This is a genomic window from Blautia massiliensis (ex Liu et al. 2021), assembly GCF_052064225.1.
Classification (GTDB): Bacteria; Bacillota; Clostridia; order Lachnospirales; family Lachnospiraceae; genus Blautia_A; species Blautia_A fusiformis.
In genome coordinates, this window is the sequence record NZ_JBQHWA010000027.1 from 15,981 (window position 1) to 37,308 (window position 21,328).

Annotated in this window: 18 protein-coding genes and 1 riboswitch; of the genes, 14 read left to right on the forward strand and 4 right to left on the reverse strand. The window is 45.3% G+C overall.

Translation table 11 applies throughout. The annotated features are described in order from the left end of the window. Window positions 1-10: 10 nt before the first annotated feature. The gene (locus ACTNDQ_RS11400) at window positions 11-1,771 is read right to left on the reverse strand and encodes a diguanylate cyclase domain-containing protein (protein ID WP_441064642.1); all 1,761 of its coding nucleotides are present in this window, start codon (window positions 1,769-1,771) and stop codon (window positions 11-13) included. 253 nt (window positions 1,772-2,024) lie between these two features. Between ACTNDQ_RS11400 and ACTNDQ_RS11405 the strand changes: the two genes are divergently transcribed. After that, window positions 2,025-3,380 carry an MATE family efflux transporter gene (locus tag ACTNDQ_RS11405; RefSeq protein ID WP_059086577.1) on the forward strand — a complete coding sequence of 452 codons (1,356 nt, stop codon included), beginning with the start codon at window positions 2,025-2,027 and terminating at the stop codon, window positions 3,378-3,380. An 87-nt stretch (window positions 3,381-3,467) separates the two neighbouring features. On the opposite strand, the gene ACTNDQ_RS11410 is transcribed toward ACTNDQ_RS11405, so the two are convergent. Continuing rightward, window positions 3,468-6,287, reverse strand: coding sequence for a bifunctional diguanylate cyclase/phosphohydrolase (locus tag ACTNDQ_RS11410; protein WP_441064643.1), 2,820 nt, complete (start codon window positions 6,285-6,287; stop codon window positions 3,468-3,470). A 308-nt stretch (window positions 6,288-6,595) separates the two neighbouring features. Here ACTNDQ_RS11410 and ACTNDQ_RS11415 point away from each other — a divergent pair, with 308 nt between their 5' ends. From ACTNDQ_RS11415 to ACTNDQ_RS11435, 5 genes are all read left to right on the forward strand, one after another. Continuing rightward, window positions 6,596-6,817, forward strand: coding sequence for a hypothetical protein (locus ACTNDQ_RS11415; protein ID WP_015526439.1), 222 nt, complete (start codon window positions 6,596-6,598; stop codon window positions 6,815-6,817). Window positions 6,818-6,819: 2 nt separating this feature from the next. Beyond that, window positions 6,820-7,032: a hypothetical protein gene (locus ACTNDQ_RS11420; protein ID WP_015526438.1), complete on the forward strand. Its 213-nt coding sequence runs from the start codon at window positions 6,820-6,822 to the stop codon at window positions 7,030-7,032. After that, complete coding sequence (locus ACTNDQ_RS11425; RefSeq protein WP_118626227.1) at window positions 7,020-7,295, forward strand: hypothetical protein; 276 nt, start codon at window positions 7,020-7,022, stop codon at window positions 7,293-7,295. The genes ACTNDQ_RS11420 and ACTNDQ_RS11425 overlap by 13 nt, the downstream gene beginning before the upstream one ends. Before the next feature lie 40 nt (window positions 7,296-7,335). Continuing rightward, window positions 7,336-7,662: a branched-chain amino acid transporter permease gene (locus tag ACTNDQ_RS11430; protein WP_059086958.1), complete on the forward strand. Its 327-nt coding sequence runs from the start codon at window positions 7,336-7,338 to the stop codon at window positions 7,660-7,662. A 655-nt stretch (window positions 7,663-8,317) separates the two neighbouring features. After that, window positions 8,318-9,835 carry a CoA-acylating methylmalonate-semialdehyde dehydrogenase gene (locus tag ACTNDQ_RS11435; protein WP_021651218.1) on the forward strand — a complete coding sequence of 506 codons (1,518 nt, stop codon included), beginning with the start codon at window positions 8,318-8,320 and terminating at the stop codon, window positions 9,833-9,835. A 152-nt stretch (window positions 9,836-9,987) separates the two neighbouring features. On the opposite strand, the gene ACTNDQ_RS11440 is transcribed toward ACTNDQ_RS11435, so the two are convergent. Further along, the gene (locus tag ACTNDQ_RS11440; RefSeq protein WP_278795200.1) at window positions 9,988-10,752 is read right to left on the reverse strand and encodes a DeoR/GlpR family DNA-binding transcription regulator; all 765 of its coding nucleotides are present in this window, start codon (window positions 10,750-10,752) and stop codon (window positions 9,988-9,990) included. 210 nt (window positions 10,753-10,962) lie between these two features. Here ACTNDQ_RS11440 and ACTNDQ_RS11445 point away from each other — a divergent pair, with 210 nt between their 5' ends. The 8 genes from ACTNDQ_RS11445 to ACTNDQ_RS11480 all read left to right on the forward strand — a co-directional run bounded on the left by ACTNDQ_RS11445 (window position 10,963) and on the right by ACTNDQ_RS11480 (window position 19,642). Then, the gene (locus ACTNDQ_RS11445; RefSeq protein WP_015526434.1) at window positions 10,963-11,379 is read left to right on the forward strand and encodes a Fur family transcriptional regulator; all 417 of its coding nucleotides are present in this window, start codon (window positions 10,963-10,965) and stop codon (window positions 11,377-11,379) included. 17 nt (window positions 11,380-11,396) lie between these two features. Beyond that, a complete protein-coding gene (locus ACTNDQ_RS11450; RefSeq protein ID WP_441064647.1) occupies window positions 11,397-12,326 on the forward strand; it encodes a metal ABC transporter substrate-binding protein in 930 nt (309 codons plus the stop codon). A 38-nt stretch (window positions 12,327-12,364) separates the two neighbouring features. Beyond that, window positions 12,365-13,027: a metal ABC transporter ATP-binding protein gene (locus tag ACTNDQ_RS11455; RefSeq protein WP_015526432.1), complete on the forward strand. Its 663-nt coding sequence runs from the start codon at window positions 12,365-12,367 to the stop codon at window positions 13,025-13,027. Continuing rightward, window positions 13,024-13,821 carry a metal ABC transporter permease gene (locus tag ACTNDQ_RS11460; protein ID WP_015526431.1) on the forward strand — a complete coding sequence of 266 codons (798 nt, stop codon included), beginning with the start codon at window positions 13,024-13,026 and terminating at the stop codon, window positions 13,819-13,821. The genes ACTNDQ_RS11455 and ACTNDQ_RS11460 overlap by 4 nt, the downstream gene beginning before the upstream one ends. Window positions 13,822-13,917: 96 nt before the next feature. Continuing rightward, the gene (locus ACTNDQ_RS11465; RefSeq protein ID WP_441064644.1) at window positions 13,918-15,390 is read left to right on the forward strand and encodes a S1C family serine protease; all 1,473 of its coding nucleotides are present in this window, start codon (window positions 13,918-13,920) and stop codon (window positions 15,388-15,390) included. 333 nt (window positions 15,391-15,723) lie between these two features. Further along, a complete protein-coding gene (locus ACTNDQ_RS11470) occupies window positions 15,724-16,488 on the forward strand; it encodes a gamma-glutamyl-gamma-aminobutyrate hydrolase family protein (protein WP_441064645.1) in 765 nt (254 codons plus the stop codon). Beyond that, window positions 16,485-17,042: a TIGR00730 family Rossman fold protein gene (locus tag ACTNDQ_RS11475; RefSeq protein WP_015526428.1), complete on the forward strand. Its 558-nt coding sequence runs from the start codon at window positions 16,485-16,487 to the stop codon at window positions 17,040-17,042. Before ACTNDQ_RS11470 ends, ACTNDQ_RS11475 begins: the two co-directional genes overlap by 4 nt. Before the next feature lie 80 nt (window positions 17,043-17,122). Then, entirely contained in the window at window positions 17,123-19,642 is a 2,520-nt protein-coding gene (locus ACTNDQ_RS11480) for a beta-mannosidase (RefSeq protein WP_278795191.1), read from the forward strand. A gap of 127 nt (window positions 19,643-19,769) precedes the next feature. On the opposite strand, the gene ACTNDQ_RS11485 is transcribed toward ACTNDQ_RS11480, so the two are convergent. Then, window positions 19,770-21,182, reverse strand: coding sequence for an alanine/glycine:cation symporter family protein (locus ACTNDQ_RS11485; RefSeq protein WP_022427018.1), 1,413 nt, complete (start codon window positions 21,180-21,182; stop codon window positions 19,770-19,772). Window position 21,183: 1 nt separating this feature from the next. Continuing rightward, window positions 21,184-21,291: riboswitch (glycine riboswitch) on the reverse strand. Window positions 21,292-21,328: the final 37 nt, after the last annotated feature.

Genomic DNA, 21,328 nt, shown 5'->3' on the forward strand with positions numbered 1-21,328 from the left:
TGTCTGTACCTTAGCCGGAAAATTTATCACTGTAATGAACATGCATAGCTTCCCAGTCCATAAACAATACATAAAATACTCTTCCGTATTGCTGGCTGTCCACAATCCTTCCGTGATCAAGAACAGAAAGGTAAGTGCCGTCCGCTTTTCGAAGATGAAAGTGGATGTAATCATTTTTATTGCCGGCATCGATCTGTTTCCAGATGCTTGCTTCTATCTGCTGCTGTTCATCCTCACGGATCAGGTTGTGGAAGCTTTTATTTGTAAGGCTGAAGAGTTTATCTATAGTTTTATATCCGGTCATTTGAAGGAACTCATGGTTTGCATACAGGAGTTCATCATCATCTTTGTCCGCTCTGTATATGATAAATGCACCCGGAAGGTGTTCAGAGATATCCTTGAATGCAAATCCGAGCTGTTTGCGGACTCCTGACCGGAGCCCCTCCCTGTAAGCCATACATCCGTTTTTTCCGTGAAGCTTTATTTCATAAAGTGCTGCATCTGCACAGCGCATAAGCTGTGAACGGCCGGATGCAAAGGTTGGATATTCTGCATATCCGAGAGAAATAAAAAACGGATATTCTTTTCCCTTGCATGAAAATGTCTTTGGAAGCTTGGTAAATTGCAGCAGCAGTTCTCCCGCTTCTTTATAGGTATGATCCGGCAGAAGAATGCAGAACTCATCGCCACCGTTTCTTCCCAGTAATGTGTTTTTTGGGAAAAAAGCCTTCATGCTATCTGTAAGACTCTTTAGTGCCCTGTCTCCATAGACATGTCCGTAAATATCATTAATAAACTTAAAGTCATCAATATCAAGGAGTGCAGCCACAAAATGCGCTTTTGGATTTTTAGTGATCATCCTTTCGGCTAATTCATCAAATCCATAGCGGTTGTAAATATCGGTGAGAGAATCTGTGTGTGCCAGTATTTGAAATTTGTTTTTATTTTCTTTCGATACTAACCATACCCGGGTAAGACCTGAGAAAAGTAAAACGACAGCAGTAAACATTCCGCCGACGATTACCAGTGATCTAAGGTCTCTCCATCCGCTTTCAGGAGCTACTTCTAATGTCCAGTGCTCTTCCCCTATCGTAAAACCATAAGAAACAGTATGAGTTAATTGGTCGTCTGACTGATAAACAACTTTATAAGTATCGCTCCAGGGAGCGTCGGTTTTTGAGAGTCTGTATTCATATCCGAAATCCGAAAGTGCACTGATCGCATCTGAAAAAATGTCAGGAACACGCAGGATAACAATGGTAAATCCCCAGAAATATTCCTGGTTGTTTTCATCTTTCAGGTAGACTGGATTGCGGACAGCAATTCCACAGCCGCCCCGTTTTAAATCGAAAGGACCTTGTGTAATGATCACGTGATTGTCTCTTGCGTAACAGGAAATTTTGCTGCAATCTTTATCCTGGAGCAGATCGATCTTACTCGCTTCCGTTCCCTCAGAAGGATAAATATCTGTTACATTACCATCCGGAGCAAGCTGTATGCTTTCAATAACGTCAGACATAATATTTTCCGCAATTGTGTCAAACTGACTGATCTTTCCGTTTTCACTGATCAGGACCTGCTTTAGCGTATCTGTGATCGCAATTCCATTTGTAATTTCATTTTTTATACGTTCGCCGTAGGTTGTTGCATTTAATTGTGCTGTTATGTGTCGTTGTTCAGTTTCATGTGAGTCTATTTTGTATACAATTAAACCAACAAGGCATATGCCCAGTAAAAAAACGATAAGAGGTACAATTGTTTTTTTCTTCACCTGGTTCACCTCGTTTTATTAGTTTCGCAATAAAGTATTATACCATAGAAGTAAAAAAATAGAATGATTTTTTGCGTTAAAGTGATATTGTTTTTTTATGTACAATGGAAATATGACCAGAGGGTGAAATATAGTATACAATTGAGGATTATATTGGAAAGAATACTGAAAAAACCTCGCGGTTTTGTAGGGTATATGATATACTGTTCTTTATAAGTAAATATCTTATCGGAATTCACGGAGGATCTGACCGATGCTGAATAAAAAAGATTTTTTAAAATATGCATCAAAATTAGCATTTCCGATCATGATCCAAAATCTGATCGGAACATTAGTAAATGTTGCGGATACTGTAATGCTGGGATATGTAAGCCAGACTGCCATGTCAGCTTCATCTCTTGCCAACCAGTACACATTTATTCTTTTCTGTTTGTATTATGGTATGGCTACAGGTACTTCGGTTTTATGTGCCCAGTACTGGGGAAAGGGTGATAAAAAGACAGTAGAAAAGATTCTCGGCCTGGCGGAGCGGATCTCACTGATCGTTTCTCTTGTATTTTTCGTTATCTCCTTTTCCATGCCGACTACGATCATGAAGATTTTTACAAACAGTCCGGATACGATTGCTGCCGGCAGCGAGTATTTGAAGGTGATCTCATTTTCCTTTATGTTTATGGGATTCTCTCAGGTTTTCATGAGTGCCCTTCGAAGTGTCGGAAAAATAATGCTGCCTTCTGTTACATACATTGTATCGCTTTGCGTCAATGTATTTTGTAATGCCACCTTTATCTTTGGCCTGTTTGGACTTCCAAAGCTTGGTGTTACCGGTGTTGCCCTTGGTACTGTTATTGCCAGGATCGCAGAGGTATTGATCTGTCTCATCTATTCATTAAACAGCTCTGATGTCAGATTTCGGATAAAATATTTCTGTGCGAAATCCGGTATTCTGTTCAGGGACTTTATGAAAATTGCTTCTCCGGCTGTGATAAATGATGTTGTCTGGAGCTTTGCCAGTTCAGCGTTCGCAGCGATCCTTGGCCACATTGGCGATGATATGGTTGCCGCAAATGCAGTTGCTGTTATGGTGGTAAACATTGGTGCCATCGCCTGTCGCGGTTTTGCCAACGCTACTACCATCATTATCAGCCAGGAGCTTGGTAAAGATCACAAGGATACAGCCAGAGAATATGGGAAACGTATGCTGAGAATAACAATTATCGTAAGTCTCATCGGATGTGCCATTATTCTGGCAGTCCGCCCTATGATACTGGACTTCTACCGGGATAAACTGACAGAGACAGCCATTTATTATCTTGGTATTTTTATAATCATGACAACCTGGCGTCTTGTAGGAGAGGGTATCAATACCTGTCTTATATGCGGATGCTTCAGAGGAGGTGGCGATTCCAGGTTCGGAATGATCGTAGATTCCATATTTATGTGGCTTGTTGCAGTTCCTCTCACCTTCCTTGCAGCATATGTTTTAAAACTGCCGCCTGTCTGGGTATATTTTATAATGACCCTGGATGAGTTCGAAAAAATGCCTGTGGTGTTCATCCACTATTTCAGAAATAAATGGCTTACAAACATTACCAGAGATTTTGACTGATATTTTGCAAAATTCTAACGAAAAAGAGGCCGTCAAGTACGGCCTCTTTTTCGTTATGGCTTTATCATGTCCATGTCATGGGAGTATTTATAACTCCTGTGGAGATATTTCCAGGTATTCATAGGATGGCTGGAAATCATGGCTGTCACACTGACGGTAATATTGGGTAAAAATACGTTCTATGATATCAGGGATATGCGTTTCGTCAGGCTCAAACAGTATGATGAGATACTGCAGGGAACTGTAGCGTGTACAGATATCCACACGGCGAATATTCTGCCGGATGGCCTGTTCCATATACTCCAGAGCCTGCTCAATGGAGTCGATATCAGGAACTGTATCCACAAGTGTTTTGATGGTGATCATCGCCAGATAACATCTGCACTGGCTGCGTGTGACAAGCTGACTCATGTATTCATACTGGCGTGCGAAATCCCGGTAATTCAGATCAAGAGCGCCCACATAGATGCCGCTTTTCTGAAGGGACTCTGCCACAAGCTCCAGATCCTTTCCGGAACCGGATGCCGCAAGAGTGCTGCGGTCGATCTGCTGGTAGAAAAAGAACTGGTTCTTGCCGTTTTGTTTTACGTAATACAGAGCTTTATCTGCTTTGGAATAGCAGTCTTCAAAGGAATCATCGGTGCTGCACAGACACAGGCCTGCGGACAGTGTGGCAAACCGGAGTTCCGGATCATCGGTAGTGATGGTGTGAAATTTCTGGAACAGATCGTCCATCTGCAGAGACAGGGAATCAGGATCTGTGTCCGGAAGGAACATCAGGAATTCATCGCCTCCAAGTCTGCAGGAAATTCCCTGATCTGCCCGTTTCTGAAGCAGCTTTCCAAGACATTTCAGTGCACGGTCGCCGGCTTTGTGACCATGGATGTCATTGATTTTTTTCAGGTTGTCCATATCAAGGAATACCAGACATCCATCATGTGTCTGCATAAATTCCGCGGTAAGACGTTCGCCCAGGTTACGCATGGGAAGACCGGTAAGGAAATCATAGCTTTTTGCATCTTCCTGGCTTTTTATGGTGGCCATTATGTCCGAGATGAATTTGCTGACGGTAAGCTGCATATCCGGAAGGTTATAGGTGTCCGGTTCTTCCTGGGAAGGATCCCACTGAGGCAGCCGCTTTTCCTTTAACAGTTTCAGAAAAATGTCTGTGATCTCCGGGTCGAACTGTGTACCACGGTTTTTGCGGAATTCTTCGTAAACAACCTCCGGTGGAAGCGCATTACGATAGATTCGGCGGGAGTTCATGGCATCGTAGCAGTCGGCAACAGCCACGATCCGGGCATGGATGGGGATTTCTGCTCCGGCCAGCCCGTCCGGATAGCCTTTTCCGTCATAACGTTCATGGTGACTTCTTGCGATTTCTGCCGCATGCGGGATCAGGGTTATATCCTTCAGGATCTCGGCACCGATAACGGTGTGTTTTTTTATAAGGTTGTATTCATCATCGGTCAGCTGTGCAGGTTTGTTCAGGAACGGATCCGGGATACCGATCTTACCGATGTCGTGAAGGTGAGTAGCACGTTTCAGATTCAGGATCTCCTCCGGTGTCCAGCCCAGCTCCTCTGCGATCAGGGCTGCATATTGTGCAACCCGGTAGGAATGACCGCGGGTGTACGCATCCTTTGCCTCAATGGTGGTGGAAAGGGTCTGTATCATCTGCAGAGACATTTTTTCATTCTGTTCCTGGTTTTTGCGGATTTCGCTCTGCTGGCGTTTCAGTTCTATATCCTGGACATTTTTGATGGCTCTTACAATATTGACAAAGAGCAGGATCAGCATGCCGACGCCCACAAACAGTCCGGACATCGATGTGACAAAGTATACGGAGGTTGCTTCAACGGCAATACACAGGATCGCTGCCAGCAGACCAATGAGCAAAAGCCGGTCGGCCTTGTTTTTTTCGGTGCGTATATATTGGAAAAGGTGTACAAATATTGTGGCAACGGTGATCGCCAGGATTCCGTGGCTTACAGGCAGGGTTTCGATATAATCTGCGATACCTGCAGCAGTGAGGATCGTACAGACTGCAAAGTTTATCATTGCGATGCTTCCAAGACAGACATAAAATCTGTGATGCAGCCCTTTCTGGAGACTGTCCGCAAAAAACAGGATCGGGAGCGGACACAAAAGGATCATAACGAAGCACAGAGATCCGAGAGCGGAAGCGTTGGGGACCAGGAACTGACGGAGCTTGGATTCACCCAGCATCCAGACGGCGCCCATAACCATGCACCATCCAAGATATTCCATGTCAAATCGTGTATGATAGACCAATCCCAGAGCGAAACTGAACAGGATCGTGACGATTCCGGCAAACAGGATAAAAAAAGCAATGTAGGTTTCCAGTCCGTATCTGCTGAAAATATATATCCAGATATCTGCCTTGTTTCCGCAGTAAACAGGATTGACAACTCCGGTGTAATTGGAGGTGTAGGTGGTCAGTTCAATACGGAGCTCTTTGCCGGCATCGGAAGCATAAACCGGGCAGAAAACATAACGGCTGGCGGAGTTTTTGCCCACAAGCCTTGTTTTATGCGTGGAGTAGCTGGTCCTGAGGTTGTCCCCTACATAAAAATCCACATCCTGCAGGGAAGAACGGATGGCAAAGCAGGTATCTGTAAGATCATCGGGAAGCTGGATGGTGAGGACCATCGTGTCACCGACGGGAACCTTGTAGGTACCCGGAACGGAGATTTCCTGGGTGGTTCCATCCGATTTCTGCCAGGTAACGGTACCGGAATAGATCACAGAGGCTGCTGAGGTGTTGGAAGAACGCTCATCCGCACCAAAAATCTGCATAAAAATGAACCAGCCAAGGATGGCGAACATCAGAATATAAAAGAAATATCTTTTTCCCTGGTTAAAGGTTTCTGTTTTTTCTTTCATGGCAATATGCCTCCTTGTAATGGGAAAGGATTGGTTTGTAAATTGAAAAACTCTTTTAGATCGATTATACCAGACCGGAGTGGAAAAATCAGTATAAACAGACTCAGATGGGTAATTTGGTAAGATTTTACCAAATTTTTTATGAATTCGGTGGTATTATATAAAGCAGATAGAAAACATATCCGATGCATCTGCGTGCAGGATATGGTACAATGGGTGAATGTGGAGTATGATACATGCAAAGCATGATATATGCAGGATAAAGGATCAGAATAAAGAATGAGAGTAAAGAGACAGGAGGAAGGATCATGAGTAAGATCGTAAATATCACATCAAAAGAGGACAAAGATCAGAAGCTGCAGGATATAGCAAATTCACTGGAGGAGCTGAAGGATGTAATGGCTGAAGTGATAGAAGCCTATGAGGAAGAAAATGCGGACAGCCGGAAGATGGACACGCTGACAGAGGCACTGGATGCGCTTGAGGACGCTTATGAGGCCGTTAACGATGTGCTGCTTGAGGAAATCTGATCATGCAGTATAAGGTTCTGAAGATAGAAGAAGACATGGATTTCGGCTGTGAAGAGCGGCAGCCGGGTGAAGCACTTATGTCAGTAGTGCTGATGGAAGATGAAAATGGAAATGAAACAAGTCTGCGACATGATGACGGCCTCCTGTATGAAAGAGATATCAATGAGGGAGATCTTGTTACCATGGACGGTCAGCATCAGCTGTGGAAATTGTAAAACAGAAGGGACGTACATCATTGGATTTTGTCATGACCGCACTGTTTGTGGTTATGTTCATTGATCAGTGGGAAGATGCACAAGATCATAAGCCGGCGCTGGTCGGAATTGTATGTTCTGTGATCTGCCTGGTGATCTTTGGAAGCGGGAAGTTTATCCTTCCGTCAATGGCATCGATCGTTTTATGCTTCCTGGGAATGAAGAAGCATGAGGAGAAGAGAAAAAAAGAACGTATACAGAAGTCAGGAGAATATCAGGCATGACAGTTGGGATATAGCCGGACAGGAGGGATAAGGAATGACTATGACAATAACACAGCAGATCATAACGGTTGTGGTAGTGGTCCTGGGGACTATGACAACGCGATTTTTGCCGTTTATCATATTCCCGGAAGGAAAGGAACCGCCGGCTGTGATCACCTATCTGGGAAAAGTGCTGCCCTGTGCAGTGATCGGATTGCTGGTGGTATTTTGTCTGAAGGATGTGCCGGAAAGTACGCATTACGGACTGCCGGAGCTGATCGCAATACTGTTCATTGTGGTATTACATAAATGGAAGAAGAGTACATTGCTCAGCATAGGAGGGGGAACGGTGTTTTATATGGTGCTGGTGCAGACCATATTTGGTTAGGCAGAAATATGCGAAAAACAGAAAATGAAAAGCTAAGGCAGGATACGATAACCGTATCCTGTTTTTTGATTGCAGCAGTAATTTATGAAATTGCTGTAGATCAGATAAGCAGGCACGGGATCGTAAAGGTGTAATAAGCAGTGAAAAGAAGCAATCGCGAAAAATGAGCGTGTCCGCAAGAAACGCACAGATGTATTTTTTTATTCCTGGAAAATACAGAGAAAATATGCCGGGATCAGAGGAATCTATAATTTTAACAGAACAACGATACCCCTTACTTGTCTGTGAATCCGATTGCACAGGTCTAAAAGCCTCAGCGTAGCTGGAAGCAATAAATAGTGTGTGTGGAATGGTGTGTTATGAAAATAACAAAAATGAGTAACTTTTGCTCTCACAATGGAATAAAAAACGACAAGACACTATGCAGTTTTATGGCTGTAAATGCATGCGTTTCAAGAGTTTATACAGGGAACATGGAATACCATGAAATGTGAATAAATTAACACATAATTTTGAAAAATATACTCAAAATATAACCATACTATATTGACAAAATTAAAAATAAATGATAATATGTGACCAGAACAAAACGAGAATGACTAAAAATTTTATGAAGTTAAGAATAAAAAGGTAAGCACGAAAGGAGTATCTTAAAATGGCTGAGATCAAAAAAATGGGTTACTGTGTAAACGGTGAGTGGAAAGAGTCAAAGGCAGAGAAATACATGGATGTTACAGATTCCAGTACAGGTGAGGTGATCGCGCAGGTTCCCTGCTGTACACCGGATGAGGTAGAAGAGGCGATCGCTTCCGCACAGGCTGCATTCCCGGAATGGTCCTCACTTTCTCTTGCAAAGAGACAGCAGTATATGTTCAGATGGAGAGATGTTCTTTATGCTCATAAGGAAGAGCTTTCCGTACTTTGTGCAAAAGAGCTCGGAAAGAACATCAAAGAGGCAAGAGGAGATGTTCAGAAAGCAATTGAGCCTACAGAAGAGGCATGTGCACTTCCGACAATGATCCAGGGTGATGCTGCAATGCAGGTAACTACAGGATATGATACAGCTACATATCGCAAACCACTTGGAGTAACTGCTGGTATTGTTCCGATGAACTTCCCGGCAATGATCCCATGGGGCTGGATGGTTCCGCTTTCCATTGCATGTGGAAATACAGTAGTACTGAAAGCAAGCTCCCAGACACCACTTACAGCTATGAGGATCATGGAGCTCTTCTATACAGAGGGCGGATTCCCGAAGGGTGTTGTAAACCTTGTGACTTGCAGCCGTGTAGAGGCTGATATCCTTCTTACAGATGAGAGAGTAAAGGCTGTTACATTCGTAGGAACAACAGGTGTTGGTAAACAGGTATATTCCAAAGCAGCAGCTCATGGCAAACGAGTTCAAGCACAGTGTGAGGCAAAGAACCATGCACTTGTACTTGAGGACTGCAACCTTGAGGCTACTGTTAATGCGATCATCAACTCTACATACGGATGCGCAGGTATGAGATGTATGGCTCTTCCGGTTGTATGCGTACAGGATAGTATCGCAGACGAATTTGTTTCACTTCTTAAGAAAAAAGCAGAGGCTATGAAGCTTGGCTGTGCATATGATGAAGATACCGATCTCGGCCCGGTTGTAAATGCAGGCCATAAGGAGAAGATCTGCAATTGGATCCAGAAGGGTATCGATGAGGGTGCGGAGCTTGTACTTGACGGACGTAATGTAGTAGTTCCGGGATATGAGAACGGATTCTTCGTAGGACCGACAATTCTTGATCATGTAACACCTGAGATGACAGTTGGAAACCGTGAGATCTTCGGACCGGTAACCTGTATCAAACGAGTAAAGGATTACGAGGAAGGCATCGCAGTCATGAATGCCAATCCATTTGCAAATGGTTCCTGTATCTTTACACAGAGCGGATATTACAGCCGTAAATTCGCTATGGAGACAGATGGCGGTATGGTAGGAATCAATGTAGGTATCCCGGTTCCGACAGCATACTTCCCATTCTCCGGAAACAAGGATTCCTTCTTTGGTGATCTGCACGTTCTCGGAAAAGACGGCTATCGTTTCTTCACAAGAGCAAAAACAGTTACAACACACTGGTTCGATGAAGCTGCCGGAAAGAGAAAGGTCGGCACATGGGAAGGAAGTACTGAGGCTTAAGAAAGCTTCATAAATAAATTTATGACACTGAAAGGCAGATCGGGTAAGATCTGCCTTTCAGATAAAATCCTCTAATGAAATGAGCATATTCAAAAACGGTGCATCTGCTGAATTTCCGGCAGATGCACCGTTTTTTAGGGCCAATATCCGATTTAATCGATCGTCATAACACGGATGCCGTGCTCCTGGCAGAAGTTGTCGTATTCTTCAGGAAGTGGCTGGTCGGTTACGATGGCGTCCAGCTTTTCCATGGAAGAATAGGTCATAAGAGAGATCCGGCCGAATTTGGAATGGTCTGCAAGAAGGATCATGCTGTTGGCATTCTCTGCGATGGCTTTTTTGGTGATGTATTCCTCGGCGCTGGCATTGGTAAGTCCGCTCTTCATGGTTACACCTGTGCAGGCCATAAAAGCCATGGAAATGTTGTAGGTCTGCAGATAATCATTGATATCCGGTCCTGTGAAGGACAGGGTCTTGCGGTTCAGCTTTCCGGGAACGGAAATGATATCCAGATTCGGATAGGATGCTGCCTTGTTGAAGATAAGCAGGCTGTTGGTCAGGATCGTACAGTGCTTATCTGCAATAAAATCAACCAGGTTCAGGCAGGTTGTACCTGTATCGATATAGATGGTATCGTCTTCTGCCACAAGCTCTGCGGCACGGCGGCAGATTTCTTTCTTTTCGCCAGGAAAACGTCCGCCACGCTCTTCGTAAGACAGAAGGGGAAGAGTCTGTGGAGTTTCGAGTGCTGCGACACCGCCATATACTTTCATGATACTGCCACGTTTCAGAAGGATATCGACATCTCTTCTGATGGTGTTTTTGGATACGTTGAATTTCTCACATAATGTATCGAGAGAAGCGTTCTTATGCTCCAGTACATATTCTTCGATCATGTCCAGTCGCTGTGATTTCATAGAGGTCTACCTTCTTTCTATTGGTTAAGTCTTGGTTATATTTTATCATAAAAGAAGGTAGAGATAAAGTGCTTTTATAAGAACATACCAAAAATTATTTCCCTTCAAAAATATCTTGACGAAATTCTTATTTGAATGTAATATGAAAACGGTTTTCAAATTCAAATCTGCCATGTAAGGTGCAGTTGATAGAAGAGAGTAGGAAATATAATGGAAGAAAAAATGAAATACAGCACCAGGCAGCAGAAAATAATTCTGGAATGCCTGCAGGAATATGGAGATACATTTTATACCATAGATCAGTTTATGGAGCTCCTTCGTGGAAAAGAGATCCAGATCGGAAGGACAACGGTATACAGAGGACTGGAGCGGCTGCAGAAGGAGGGAGCGGTGCTGAAGGTTCCGTCTGTGGAGGGAGCGCCTGCCCAGTATCGTTTTATACGTGATGAGGAGCGGAAGAATTATGGTAAGCTTGTGTGTCTGGAATGTGGGCATACGATTCCTCTGCAGTGTGGATGTATCGATCATTTTGTGGGACATGTGCTGGATGAACACGGATTTGAGATCGATCAGAGCCGGACGATCTTTTATGGATATTGTGACAGCTGCAGGAGGCTAAAAAAATGAATGTTAACAGAGGGAAGATGACAGCGGCAGCAGTTCTGGCGGTGACGCTTCTTGTTGTGGGCGGTGTGACCGGATATGGTTTGCACAGGGCCGGAACGGTGGGACAGCCATTTGTGGAGGATGGCCGATTGAAGGTGATGGCCAGCTTTTATCCCATGTATGATTTTGCCCGGAAGGTAGGGGGCGACAGGATCCAGGTAAAGGATATGGTTCCGGCGGGAACGGAGCCTCATGACTGGGAGCCGGCGGCAACGGATATCCGGAATCTTGAGGATGCAGATGTGTTTGTCTATAATGGTGCAGATCTGGAGCACTGGGCGGAGGATGTACTGGATACTCTGGAGAATCAGGATCTGGTTGTGTCTGAGGCATCGGATGGTGTGGAGCTTCTGGATGGAGGACATGATCATGCTCATGGTGATGAAGGAAAAGATCCGCATGTCTGGCTTGATTCTATGCGTGCAAAGCAGGAAATGAAGAATATCAGGGATGCTTTGGTAAAGGCTGATCCTGGGAACGGTGATTATTATGAAGCAAATTATGAGAAATATGCCGGTGAATTTGATGAGCTGGATCAGGAGTTCAAAGATGGTCTGAATGGTACGAAGAGCCGGGATATCATAGTGGCGCATGAGGCTTTTGGATATCTGTGCAATGCCTATGATCTGAAGCAGCTGGCTATCGAAGGGCTGACACCGGATTCAGAGCCTGATCCTGCCAAGATGCAGGAAGTGATCGAGTATGCGAAAAAATACGACATCCATACCATATTTTTTGAGGAGCTGGCAAGTCCCAAGGTGGCGAAGACAGTGGCGAAGGAAGTGGATGCGGTGACTGCTGTGCTGAATCCGATCGAGGGATTAAGTGAGGAGGATATCGAGGCCGGAGAGGATTATTTTTCTGTGATGAGGAAGAATCTGGAGGCACTCAGGAAGGCATTGAACTGAAGGTGCAGGACAGCAGCTGTAACAAAAAAGGAGAAATTATGGGAATTTTGATAGAAAATCTTTCGTTTCACTATACAGGGACACCTGTGCTGGATCAGGTGAACCTGGAGGTGAAGGATGGCGATTATGCCATCCTTACCGGTGAAAACGGAAGTGGAAAAAGTACATTTCTGAAGCTTCTTTTGGGCGAACTGAAGGCGCAGGAGGGAAGTATCACTGTAAATGGAAAAGATATTTCTGCCACATTCGGAAAGGGAGATCTGGGATATGTTCCACAGAACAGTATCAGCAGAAACCAGAATTTTCCGGCGACTGTGGAAGAGATCATGATGACAGGTGTGTATTCCTCTTCCTGGAAGGCACGTTTCCGGGCAAAAAAAGAGATCCCGCGTTTGAAAGCCGCACTTGCGGAAATGGAAATGGAAGAGTTCTGGAAAAGAAGGATCGGAGATCTTTCCGGAGGACAGCAGCAGAGGGTTATGCTGGCACGTGCACTGGCAGGAAAACCGAAGATCCTGATCCTGGATGAGCCTACCACAGGAATGGATATGGTTTCTGTGAAAACACTTGCAGAAGTTCTGAGGAAGCGGAATGAGGAACAGGGGCTGACGATCCTTATGGTTACTCATGGAAATTCCGGTGAGTTTAAAGGAGCAAACCGGTTCTTTAAAGCGGAAGAGGGGAGGATCGACGAAGTATGAGTATTTTACAGTATGGATTTATGCAGAGGGCTTTTCTGGTGGGAATCCTTCTGGCTGTGATCACGCCCTGCATTGGGATCACCATTGTTCTGAAACGGATGTCCATGATCGGAGATGCGCTTTCCCATTCTTCACTGGCCGGTGTTGTGCTGGGACTGATACTTGGAGTGAATCCGGTAGCCGGTGCAGTAGTGATGTGCATCGTAGCTGCTCTTGGAATTGAGGCTATCCGCAAAAAAATCCCGCGTTATTCGGAGGTGGCGATCTCCATCGTCATGTCTGCCGGGATCGGACTGGCCGGTGTGCTGTCCGGCTTTGTGGAAAACGGTGCCAGTCTGAACAGCTTTTTGTTCGGAAGTATTGTGTCCATCAGTGAAGGAGAGCTGGCGCTGGTAGTTGTGATCAGTGTGCTGGTACTGGCAGCAGTGCTGTTTTTTTACAGGGAACTGTTTTATATCGGATTTGATGAAAATGCGGCAAGGATCTCCGGTGTTTCCGTGCGGAATATTAATTTTCTTTTTACTATTCTGACGGCTCTGACAGTTTCCATTGCGTCCCGTACAGTAGGGACCCTGATCGTTTCCTCCATGCTGGTAGTTCCGGTGGCGTGTGGGATGCAGATGGCAAAAAGCTATAAGGGTACACTGATCTGTGCAATTATCGTGGCGGTATGTACCACCATTGCCGGACTGTTTCTTTCCTATTATGCCGGACTGAAACCAGGTGGAATGATCGTTCTTCTTGAGGTTGCGTGGTTTGTAGTTGTGATGACAGTGAAAAGTTTTAACAAATAAAACACATTTTTCCCACAAAGTAAACACAATTAACCCATATACTTTGAAGCATCAAAAGGAAACAGAGAAGAATTTTTTCCCAGGGAGGACTTAACCATGAACAACAACAGAAAATTAAAAATAAAGAAAATGATGAAAAAGGGTGCAACCATCAGCCTGTGTGCAGTACTTGCCGGCGGCATTGGAGTTGGTGCATATGAAGGTATAAATTATTTCTCCGGTGCACAGTCCGTACAGGCGGCAACCGACAGCTCCGAGAATCTGACTCTTATGAAGTCTGATAAAAAATCAAATAAAGACAGCGAAGATACAGAGGCTACAAAATCCTCCGATACAAAGGGCAGTCTGGATGTATCAGATGTTGCTGAGGAGGCAATGCCTTCTGTAGTTGCCATCACAACCAAGTCCGTTCAGGAGGTTCAGGATTATTACAGCATGTTTGGTTCCCAGTATGCGCCGAGCCAGGAGCAGGAAGTTGAAGGAAGCGGTTCCGGTATTATCATCGGAAAAACAGATTCTGAGTTGCTGATTGCCACAAACTATCATGTTGTGGATGGTGCCGATACCTTGTCAGTTGCCTTTACAGATGGTAATGCTTATGAGGCTACGGTAAAGGGCTTTGATGAAAACGAGGATCTTGCAGTTGTTTCTGTTGCAACGAAGGATGTTTCGGATGATACAATGGATGCAATTTCTGTTGCAAAGATCGGAAGCTCTGATGATCTGAAGATCGGTGAGCAGGTTGTTGCCATTGGTAATGCACTTGGCTATGGCCAGTCTGTTACTACCGGTATTGTCAGTGCAAAGAACCGTACGACAGATGCATCAGGCCAGATCGAGTCTGGTGATTCTACAGATAACAGCAGCAGTATCAACAAGGGCGTGAATCTGATCCAGACAGATGCGGCTATCAATCCCGGTAACAGTGGCGGTGCGCTTCTGAATATGGATGGTGAGGTTGTTGGTATTAACTCTTCCAAGCTTGCTTCTACTGAGGTTGAAGGTATGGGTTATGCCATTGCAATTTCTGATGTTGCGGATTCTCTTGAGAACATGATGAATGCCAAGGCAAGAGATAAAGTGGATAATCATGGTATCCTTGGTATCACAGGCAGTACAGTAAGTACGGAGGCAGTACAGATTTATGGTATCCCGCAGGGTGTATTTGTTTCGGAGGTAACCGAGGGAGGCCCTGCCGATGATGCAGGTATTACCAAGAATATGGTCATTACAGAGTTTGATGGTAAAACGATCACCAGTATCGATCAGCTGGTTGAGCTGCTTCAGTATTATGAGCCGAAGGAAAAGATCGATGTGACGGTTGCAGTTCTGGATGGTAATGAATATAAGGAGAAGACACTTACTGTAAAACTTGGTAAGGATGACAGTTCCAGCAAGGATAGCAAGGACAGCTCTGAGGATAGCACGTCCCAGGATTCCCAGGATACAGATATCCCAGATATCCAGGGAGGACAGGATGATTCCGATCAGGGGGATGCAGATGCATTTGCTGATGATGGAGAAGCCAGCCTGTTTAGAGATTTTGAGCAGAATGGCTTGTATGACTGATCAGTCCTAAATTATAGATGGAGAGCATTTTCGAGGTGAAGAACCGCAATCAGTTCATCCCCTCCATGAATCCGCAGGAAAGAAACCAGAAATACAGCGGATGGAAAAACGCAGTAGAAAAAGTTCTCGTATAATAAAACGGGAGCTTCAGGCAGCGGCAATTGCTTGACCCCATGTGTATGTCAGATTATAATAAAATAACAGGCATTTCCGGATGCACTCCAGATGTATCGGAAATGACGGAAAGCCGGTCTTTGCCAGTATCATGTGCAGAGGCCGGCAAAAGTTATATTCAGAGACAAATGATCATTTTTTGATGGAAAGAGGAGAAGGATGAGGGAAAGAAAACCTGTGATCGGTATCACTTGTAATTTTGACTACAGGGATGCTGTTGGAATGGTTTCCGGTATGGGAATCACCGGGCAGGACTGGGATTTTGTCAGTGGTGATTATGTGTATATTCTGGAGAAGGCAGGAGCAATTCCCGTGCTGATCCCGCAGTATGGAGATCTGGAGGCTGCGAAGCCTTTTCTGGATCAGCTGGATGGGATGCTGATTTCCGGCGGGCATGATGTGGGTCCGGAGAGGTATGGTGCCTTTCCAAAGGGGTATTGCGGAACAATTATGCCAATGAGGGATGAGCAGGACATTGCGATTTCCAGATATTTTATGGTGGAAAAGAAAAAGCCGATCCTCGGGATCTGCCGTGGCATTCAGATCATGAATGTGGCCTGTGGCGGAACCTTATATCAGGATCTGGAAAAAGAGGGCGGTTTTGAACATCATTTCGGGGATAAGTATCCAAGAAATGTAGCGTGGCATGGAGTGAAGATTGCCGGAGACTGTAAGCTGGAGAAAATCTATGGAACATGGGACATCCGGGTGAACTCTTTTCATCATCAGGCAATAAAAGATGCCGGGAAGAATGTGCGGATCACAGCCTGGTCCGAGGACCAGGTGGCGGAGGCTATGGAGCTTGAAGATCATCCATTTGCAGTAGCTGTGCAGTGGCATCCGGAGATGATGTATGATTCTTCAGAACAGCTGAAGCTTCTCCGGGCATTTGTGGAGGCAGCAGGGAAGGAGACGGAAGCATGAATATTTGTATCTATGGAGCGTCCAGCGCAGAGCTGAAAAAGATCTATTATGAGAAAACGGAAGAGCTGGGACAGCTGATGGGAAAGCGAGGACACGGCCTTGTTTTCGGAGGTGGAAAAGAGGGGCTGATGGGGGCGGCAGCCCGGGGTGTTGACAGAGAAAAAGGCTATATCCTGGGTATCGCACCGAGATTTTTTGACCAGCCGGGAGTGTTGTATGAGCATTGTACAGAGTTCATTTTTACTGAAAATATGCGTGAGAGGAAGCACCTGCTGGAAAGCCGCTCGGATGCGACTATCGTGGTACCTGGGGGAATTGGTACTTATGAGGAGTTTTTTGAAATTCTGACATTGAAGAGTCTGGGACGGATCGACAGGCCGATCGTTCTTTATAATATTCAGGGATATTACGACAGCATGCAGGCACTCCTGGAATACACAGCCGGGGAAAAATTTATGTCCAGAGATGTTGTGGGTATGTGCCGGTTCATGAAAGACCCGGAGGAGATCCTGGATTATATTGAGAATTACCGGAATTATGGGGGAAGGCTATAAATAAAATACAGTACGGCTGATACAACAGCCCTGTATATAAGATCGTGCGAAGGGGATTTTTACAGGAGAAGGTATATTTTATGAGGAAAATAATGTTAAATGGCCAGTGGGAGCTGGCGGAAGCAGGAAATGACAGATTATGTGAGGTACAGGTTCCGGGATCTGTGCTTTCCGGGCTCTATGGTGCCGGGAAGATCGAAGATCCTTTTTACCGGACAAATGAGGATGTGACAAGGGAACTGTTCCGGAAGGATTATGAATTCAGCAGAACATTTGTGGCTGCAGAGGATATCCTGAAAGAAGAAAAAATAATTCTGGTCTGTGAGGGGCTGGATACTCTTGCAGATATTTATATCAATGGGCAAAAAGCCGGATCTGCAGATAACATGCATCGTACCTGGAAGCTGGATGTGAAAGAATTTCTTCATTCCGGGGAGAATCAGATCCGGATCGTATTCCGGTCGGTATTCAAGTATATCGAAGCTTATGAGTATGAAGATAATAAAGAGATCCACTATGTTCCCTGCGGTGGAATGAAAGGAAACCAGCTGATCCGGAAGGCTCATTGTATGTTTGGATGGGACTGGGGCCCCCAGACCATTGATGCCGGGATTTTTCGGGATATTTATCTGGAAGCATACAGTCATCCGAGAATTGAGGATGTGAAGATCACACAGGTGCATGGGGATAATGCTGTGGATGTGTGTACAACTGTGGCTGTAAGCGGAGATGCTGTGGATAAGTGTCAGGTGAGGGTGACGATCCAGGAGGATGCAGAGAGCGTCTGTGGACATAGAACAGGTGCTAACGACCGAAAAACGGAAGCCCATGTATGCAAAGTGGGGGAGACTGTATCAGCGAATAATAATCCAGCAGTGCTGACATCCTCGATCCACAACCCGAAGCTCTGGTGGCCAAACGGCTACGGCGATCAGCCGTTATATAAAGTTCAGGTGGAACTTCTGGACGAGTATGGCACAGTTCTGGAAACCATAACGAAGCGCATCGGTCTCCGTACCCTTACCATCAGCCAGGAAAAAGATCTCTGGGGAAAAGAGTTCGCGTTCTGTGTCAATGGCGTGAAAATTTTTGCCATGGGGGGAAATTATATTCCGGAGGACTGCATCTATTCCAGGATCACACCGGAGGTCCAGAAGTATCTTCTGGAATCCTGCAAACGTGCCAATTTTAACTGTGTCCGTGTGTGGGGCGGCGGTTATTATCCTTCGGATCATTTCTATGATCTTTGTGATGAGATGGGACTGATCGTATGGCAGGATCTGATGTTCGCATGTAATGTTTATGATCTTACAGAAGAATTTGAAGATAATATCACGAAGGAGATCACGGAAAATGTAAAACGTCTCCGTCATCATGCATCCCTTGGCCTGTGGTGCGGAAACAATGAGATGGAGTCTGCCTGGGATCACTGGCCGGAGGTACAGAGTGAGTCGAAATATCTCCGTGCGGACTACATAAAAATGTTTGAGTATGTGATTCCGAAAGCAGTGAGGGCGGCAGACAGCGAGACCTTTTTCTGGCAGTCTTCCCCAGGCTCCGGAGGCTGCTTTGATGATCCGGACGATGAGAACAGAGGAGACTGTCACTACTGGGATGTATGGCATGGTCAGAAGCCTTTTACAGATTATCAGAAGCATTATTTTCGTTTCTGCTCGGAGTTTGGCTTCCAGTCTTTTCCGTGCCTGAAAACTGTGGAGAGCTTTACGGAAGAGAAAGACAGGAATATTTTTTCCAGGGTGATGGAGAACCACCAGAAAAATCCTGCAGCTAACGGAAAGATCCTGTATTATCTTTCCGAGAATTTCCGTTATCCGGAGAATTTCCGCAAGCTTCTCTATGTGAGCCAGATCCTTCAGGGAATGGCCATGAAGTATGGAGTAGACCACTGGAGACGTCACAGAGGCCGCTGTATGGGTACCCTTTACTGGCAGATCAATGACAACTGGCCGGTGGCATCCTGGGCAAGTATCGACTACTTTGGCCGTTGGAAGGCACTTCATTATATGGCAAAAAAATTCTATGGGCCACAGGCGGTGAGTATGTGCATGGATGGGGATATCATGCAGGTGTATCTGGCAAATGAAAGTATGGACGCACAGTCATATCAGGTTGCCTTTTATGTGAAAAATATGGAATGCGAGATTCTTGAGAAGCTTACCGGAACGGGCACTGTGGGTGTGCAGGAGTCCGCTCCGATCCTGACGGTGGATGTTTCCGGATGGGAAGACAAGAAGTATGAGATCTTTCTTGAGGCGGAAGTGACACTTGCTGACGGAGGTGTGCTCTGTGATGTGGAGACCCTTGTTCCGTATAAATATCTGGAGCTGGATAAACCGGAGATCACTGCCGAGGTGGAGGAGCAAGGTGATGCATTTGTGATCCATTTAAAAAGCAGCTGCTTCAGCCCGTTTACAGCTATTGGATTTACTGATGCGGATGTTACTTTGGAGGATAATTTTTTCCATATGACAGATGGAGAGGAAATGTGTGTCCGGCTTGATAAGAAAGATATCCGAAATGGAGAGATTCTGGATGCAGCGGATCTGACACAGCAGATGGAGATCCTGACGCTGGCATAGAAAGCTTTTAAATAAAAAAGACGCGGCCTTTTATCGGAGGATAAAAAGGTTCGCGTCTTTTTTTTGTATGATATTAGGGGATCATCACGGGTTTGCGTGTGTTTACATTTGATTACGATATTTGGGATCAGAATTCGTAATTTTTATGTCTTTTGAAGAAATCCTTAGTTTCCTTTACAACCACACCGCTCAGGGCAAGAAGAGCGATCAGGTTCGGGAATGCCATCAGGGCATTGAAGATATCTGCGATGTTCCATACAGCTGCTACAGTCATATATGGTCCGATGAATACGCAGATGATGTACAGCCAGCGGTATGTTGTAACTGCGGCTTTGTTTCTGTTGAACAGGTATTCCAGACATCTTTCACCGTAGTAATCCCATCCGAGGATTGTTGTGAATGCAAAGAATACCAGGCACAGCATCAGTGAGAAGGATGCTACAACCGGCGGGAAAGGAAGTCCTTTCTGGAATGCGGCTGTTGTGATGGCAACACCCTCAAGACCTGTGTTCCATGTTTCTGTAATGACGATGGAAAGACCTGTCATTGTACAGATCACGATAGTATCAATGAATGTACCTGTCATGGATACAAGACCCTGACGTACCGGCTCCTTTGTCTGAGCTGCGGCAGCTGCGATCGGGGCACTACCAAGACCGGACTCATTGGAGAAGATACCGCGGGCGATACCCTTCTGCATAGCTACGACCATGGTTCCCATTGCGCCACCTGCAAGTGCGCTTCCTGTGAAAGCAGATTTTACGATAGTTACGATCGCTGCAGGTACTGCAGTGATGTTTGTGATCACGATGATCAGTGCCAGTGCAACATAGAGAACTGCCATAAACGGTACAACGACCTGGGATACCTTTGCGATTCTCTGGATTCCGCCGAGAACGACAAGTCCTACACATACGGTAAGTATCAGACATGCAACTACAGTTGCCCAGGAATATGTATTTCCGAAAAGTGCTACTGTGTGTGCTTTATCCGGGTCAAAGAAATTGGTAACTGCAGATGAGATACCGTTTACCTGTGTAAAGGTTCCGATACCGAAAAGTCCCACACCTGCTCCGAAAAATGCGAAGATCTTGGCAAGCCATCTCCACTGTTTTCCCATACCGTTTTCAATGTAGTAGAAAGGTCCGCCGAGAACGTGGCCTTCTTTGTCAATGGTACGGTACTTGATCGCCAGAAGTCCTTCTGCGTATTTGGTTGCCATTCCGAAGAATGCGGCTACGATCATCCAGAAAAGTGCTCCTGGTCCGCCGGCTGCGATAGCAGTTGCGACACCTACGATATTTCCGGTTCCGATGGTTGCTGAAAGCGCAGTACACAGAGCTCCGAAGCTTGTGACCTCACCATCGCCGCCTTCTTCATTTTTTACCATGAATTTCAGTGCCTTTCCGAGGTGCCTTACCTGTAAAAGACCTAACCGAGTGGTTAACAGAATTCCTGTGAACAGGATCAGAATGATCAGCGGAAGTCCCCAAACGACTCCGTCAAACCATGTGATAAAGTTGTTGATTTGTGTAAACATTACTCTTTCCTCCATCCTTTTGCCTGAGAGATTTACAGCATTTTGTGTGCTGCGTACACCTTCGGCGCTCTTCCCTTTTGATTTGAAGAGACTCTCCTGAGTTTTTTTATTTTTGAATGATGCCCGGATCCTTTTTTGTGTACGGT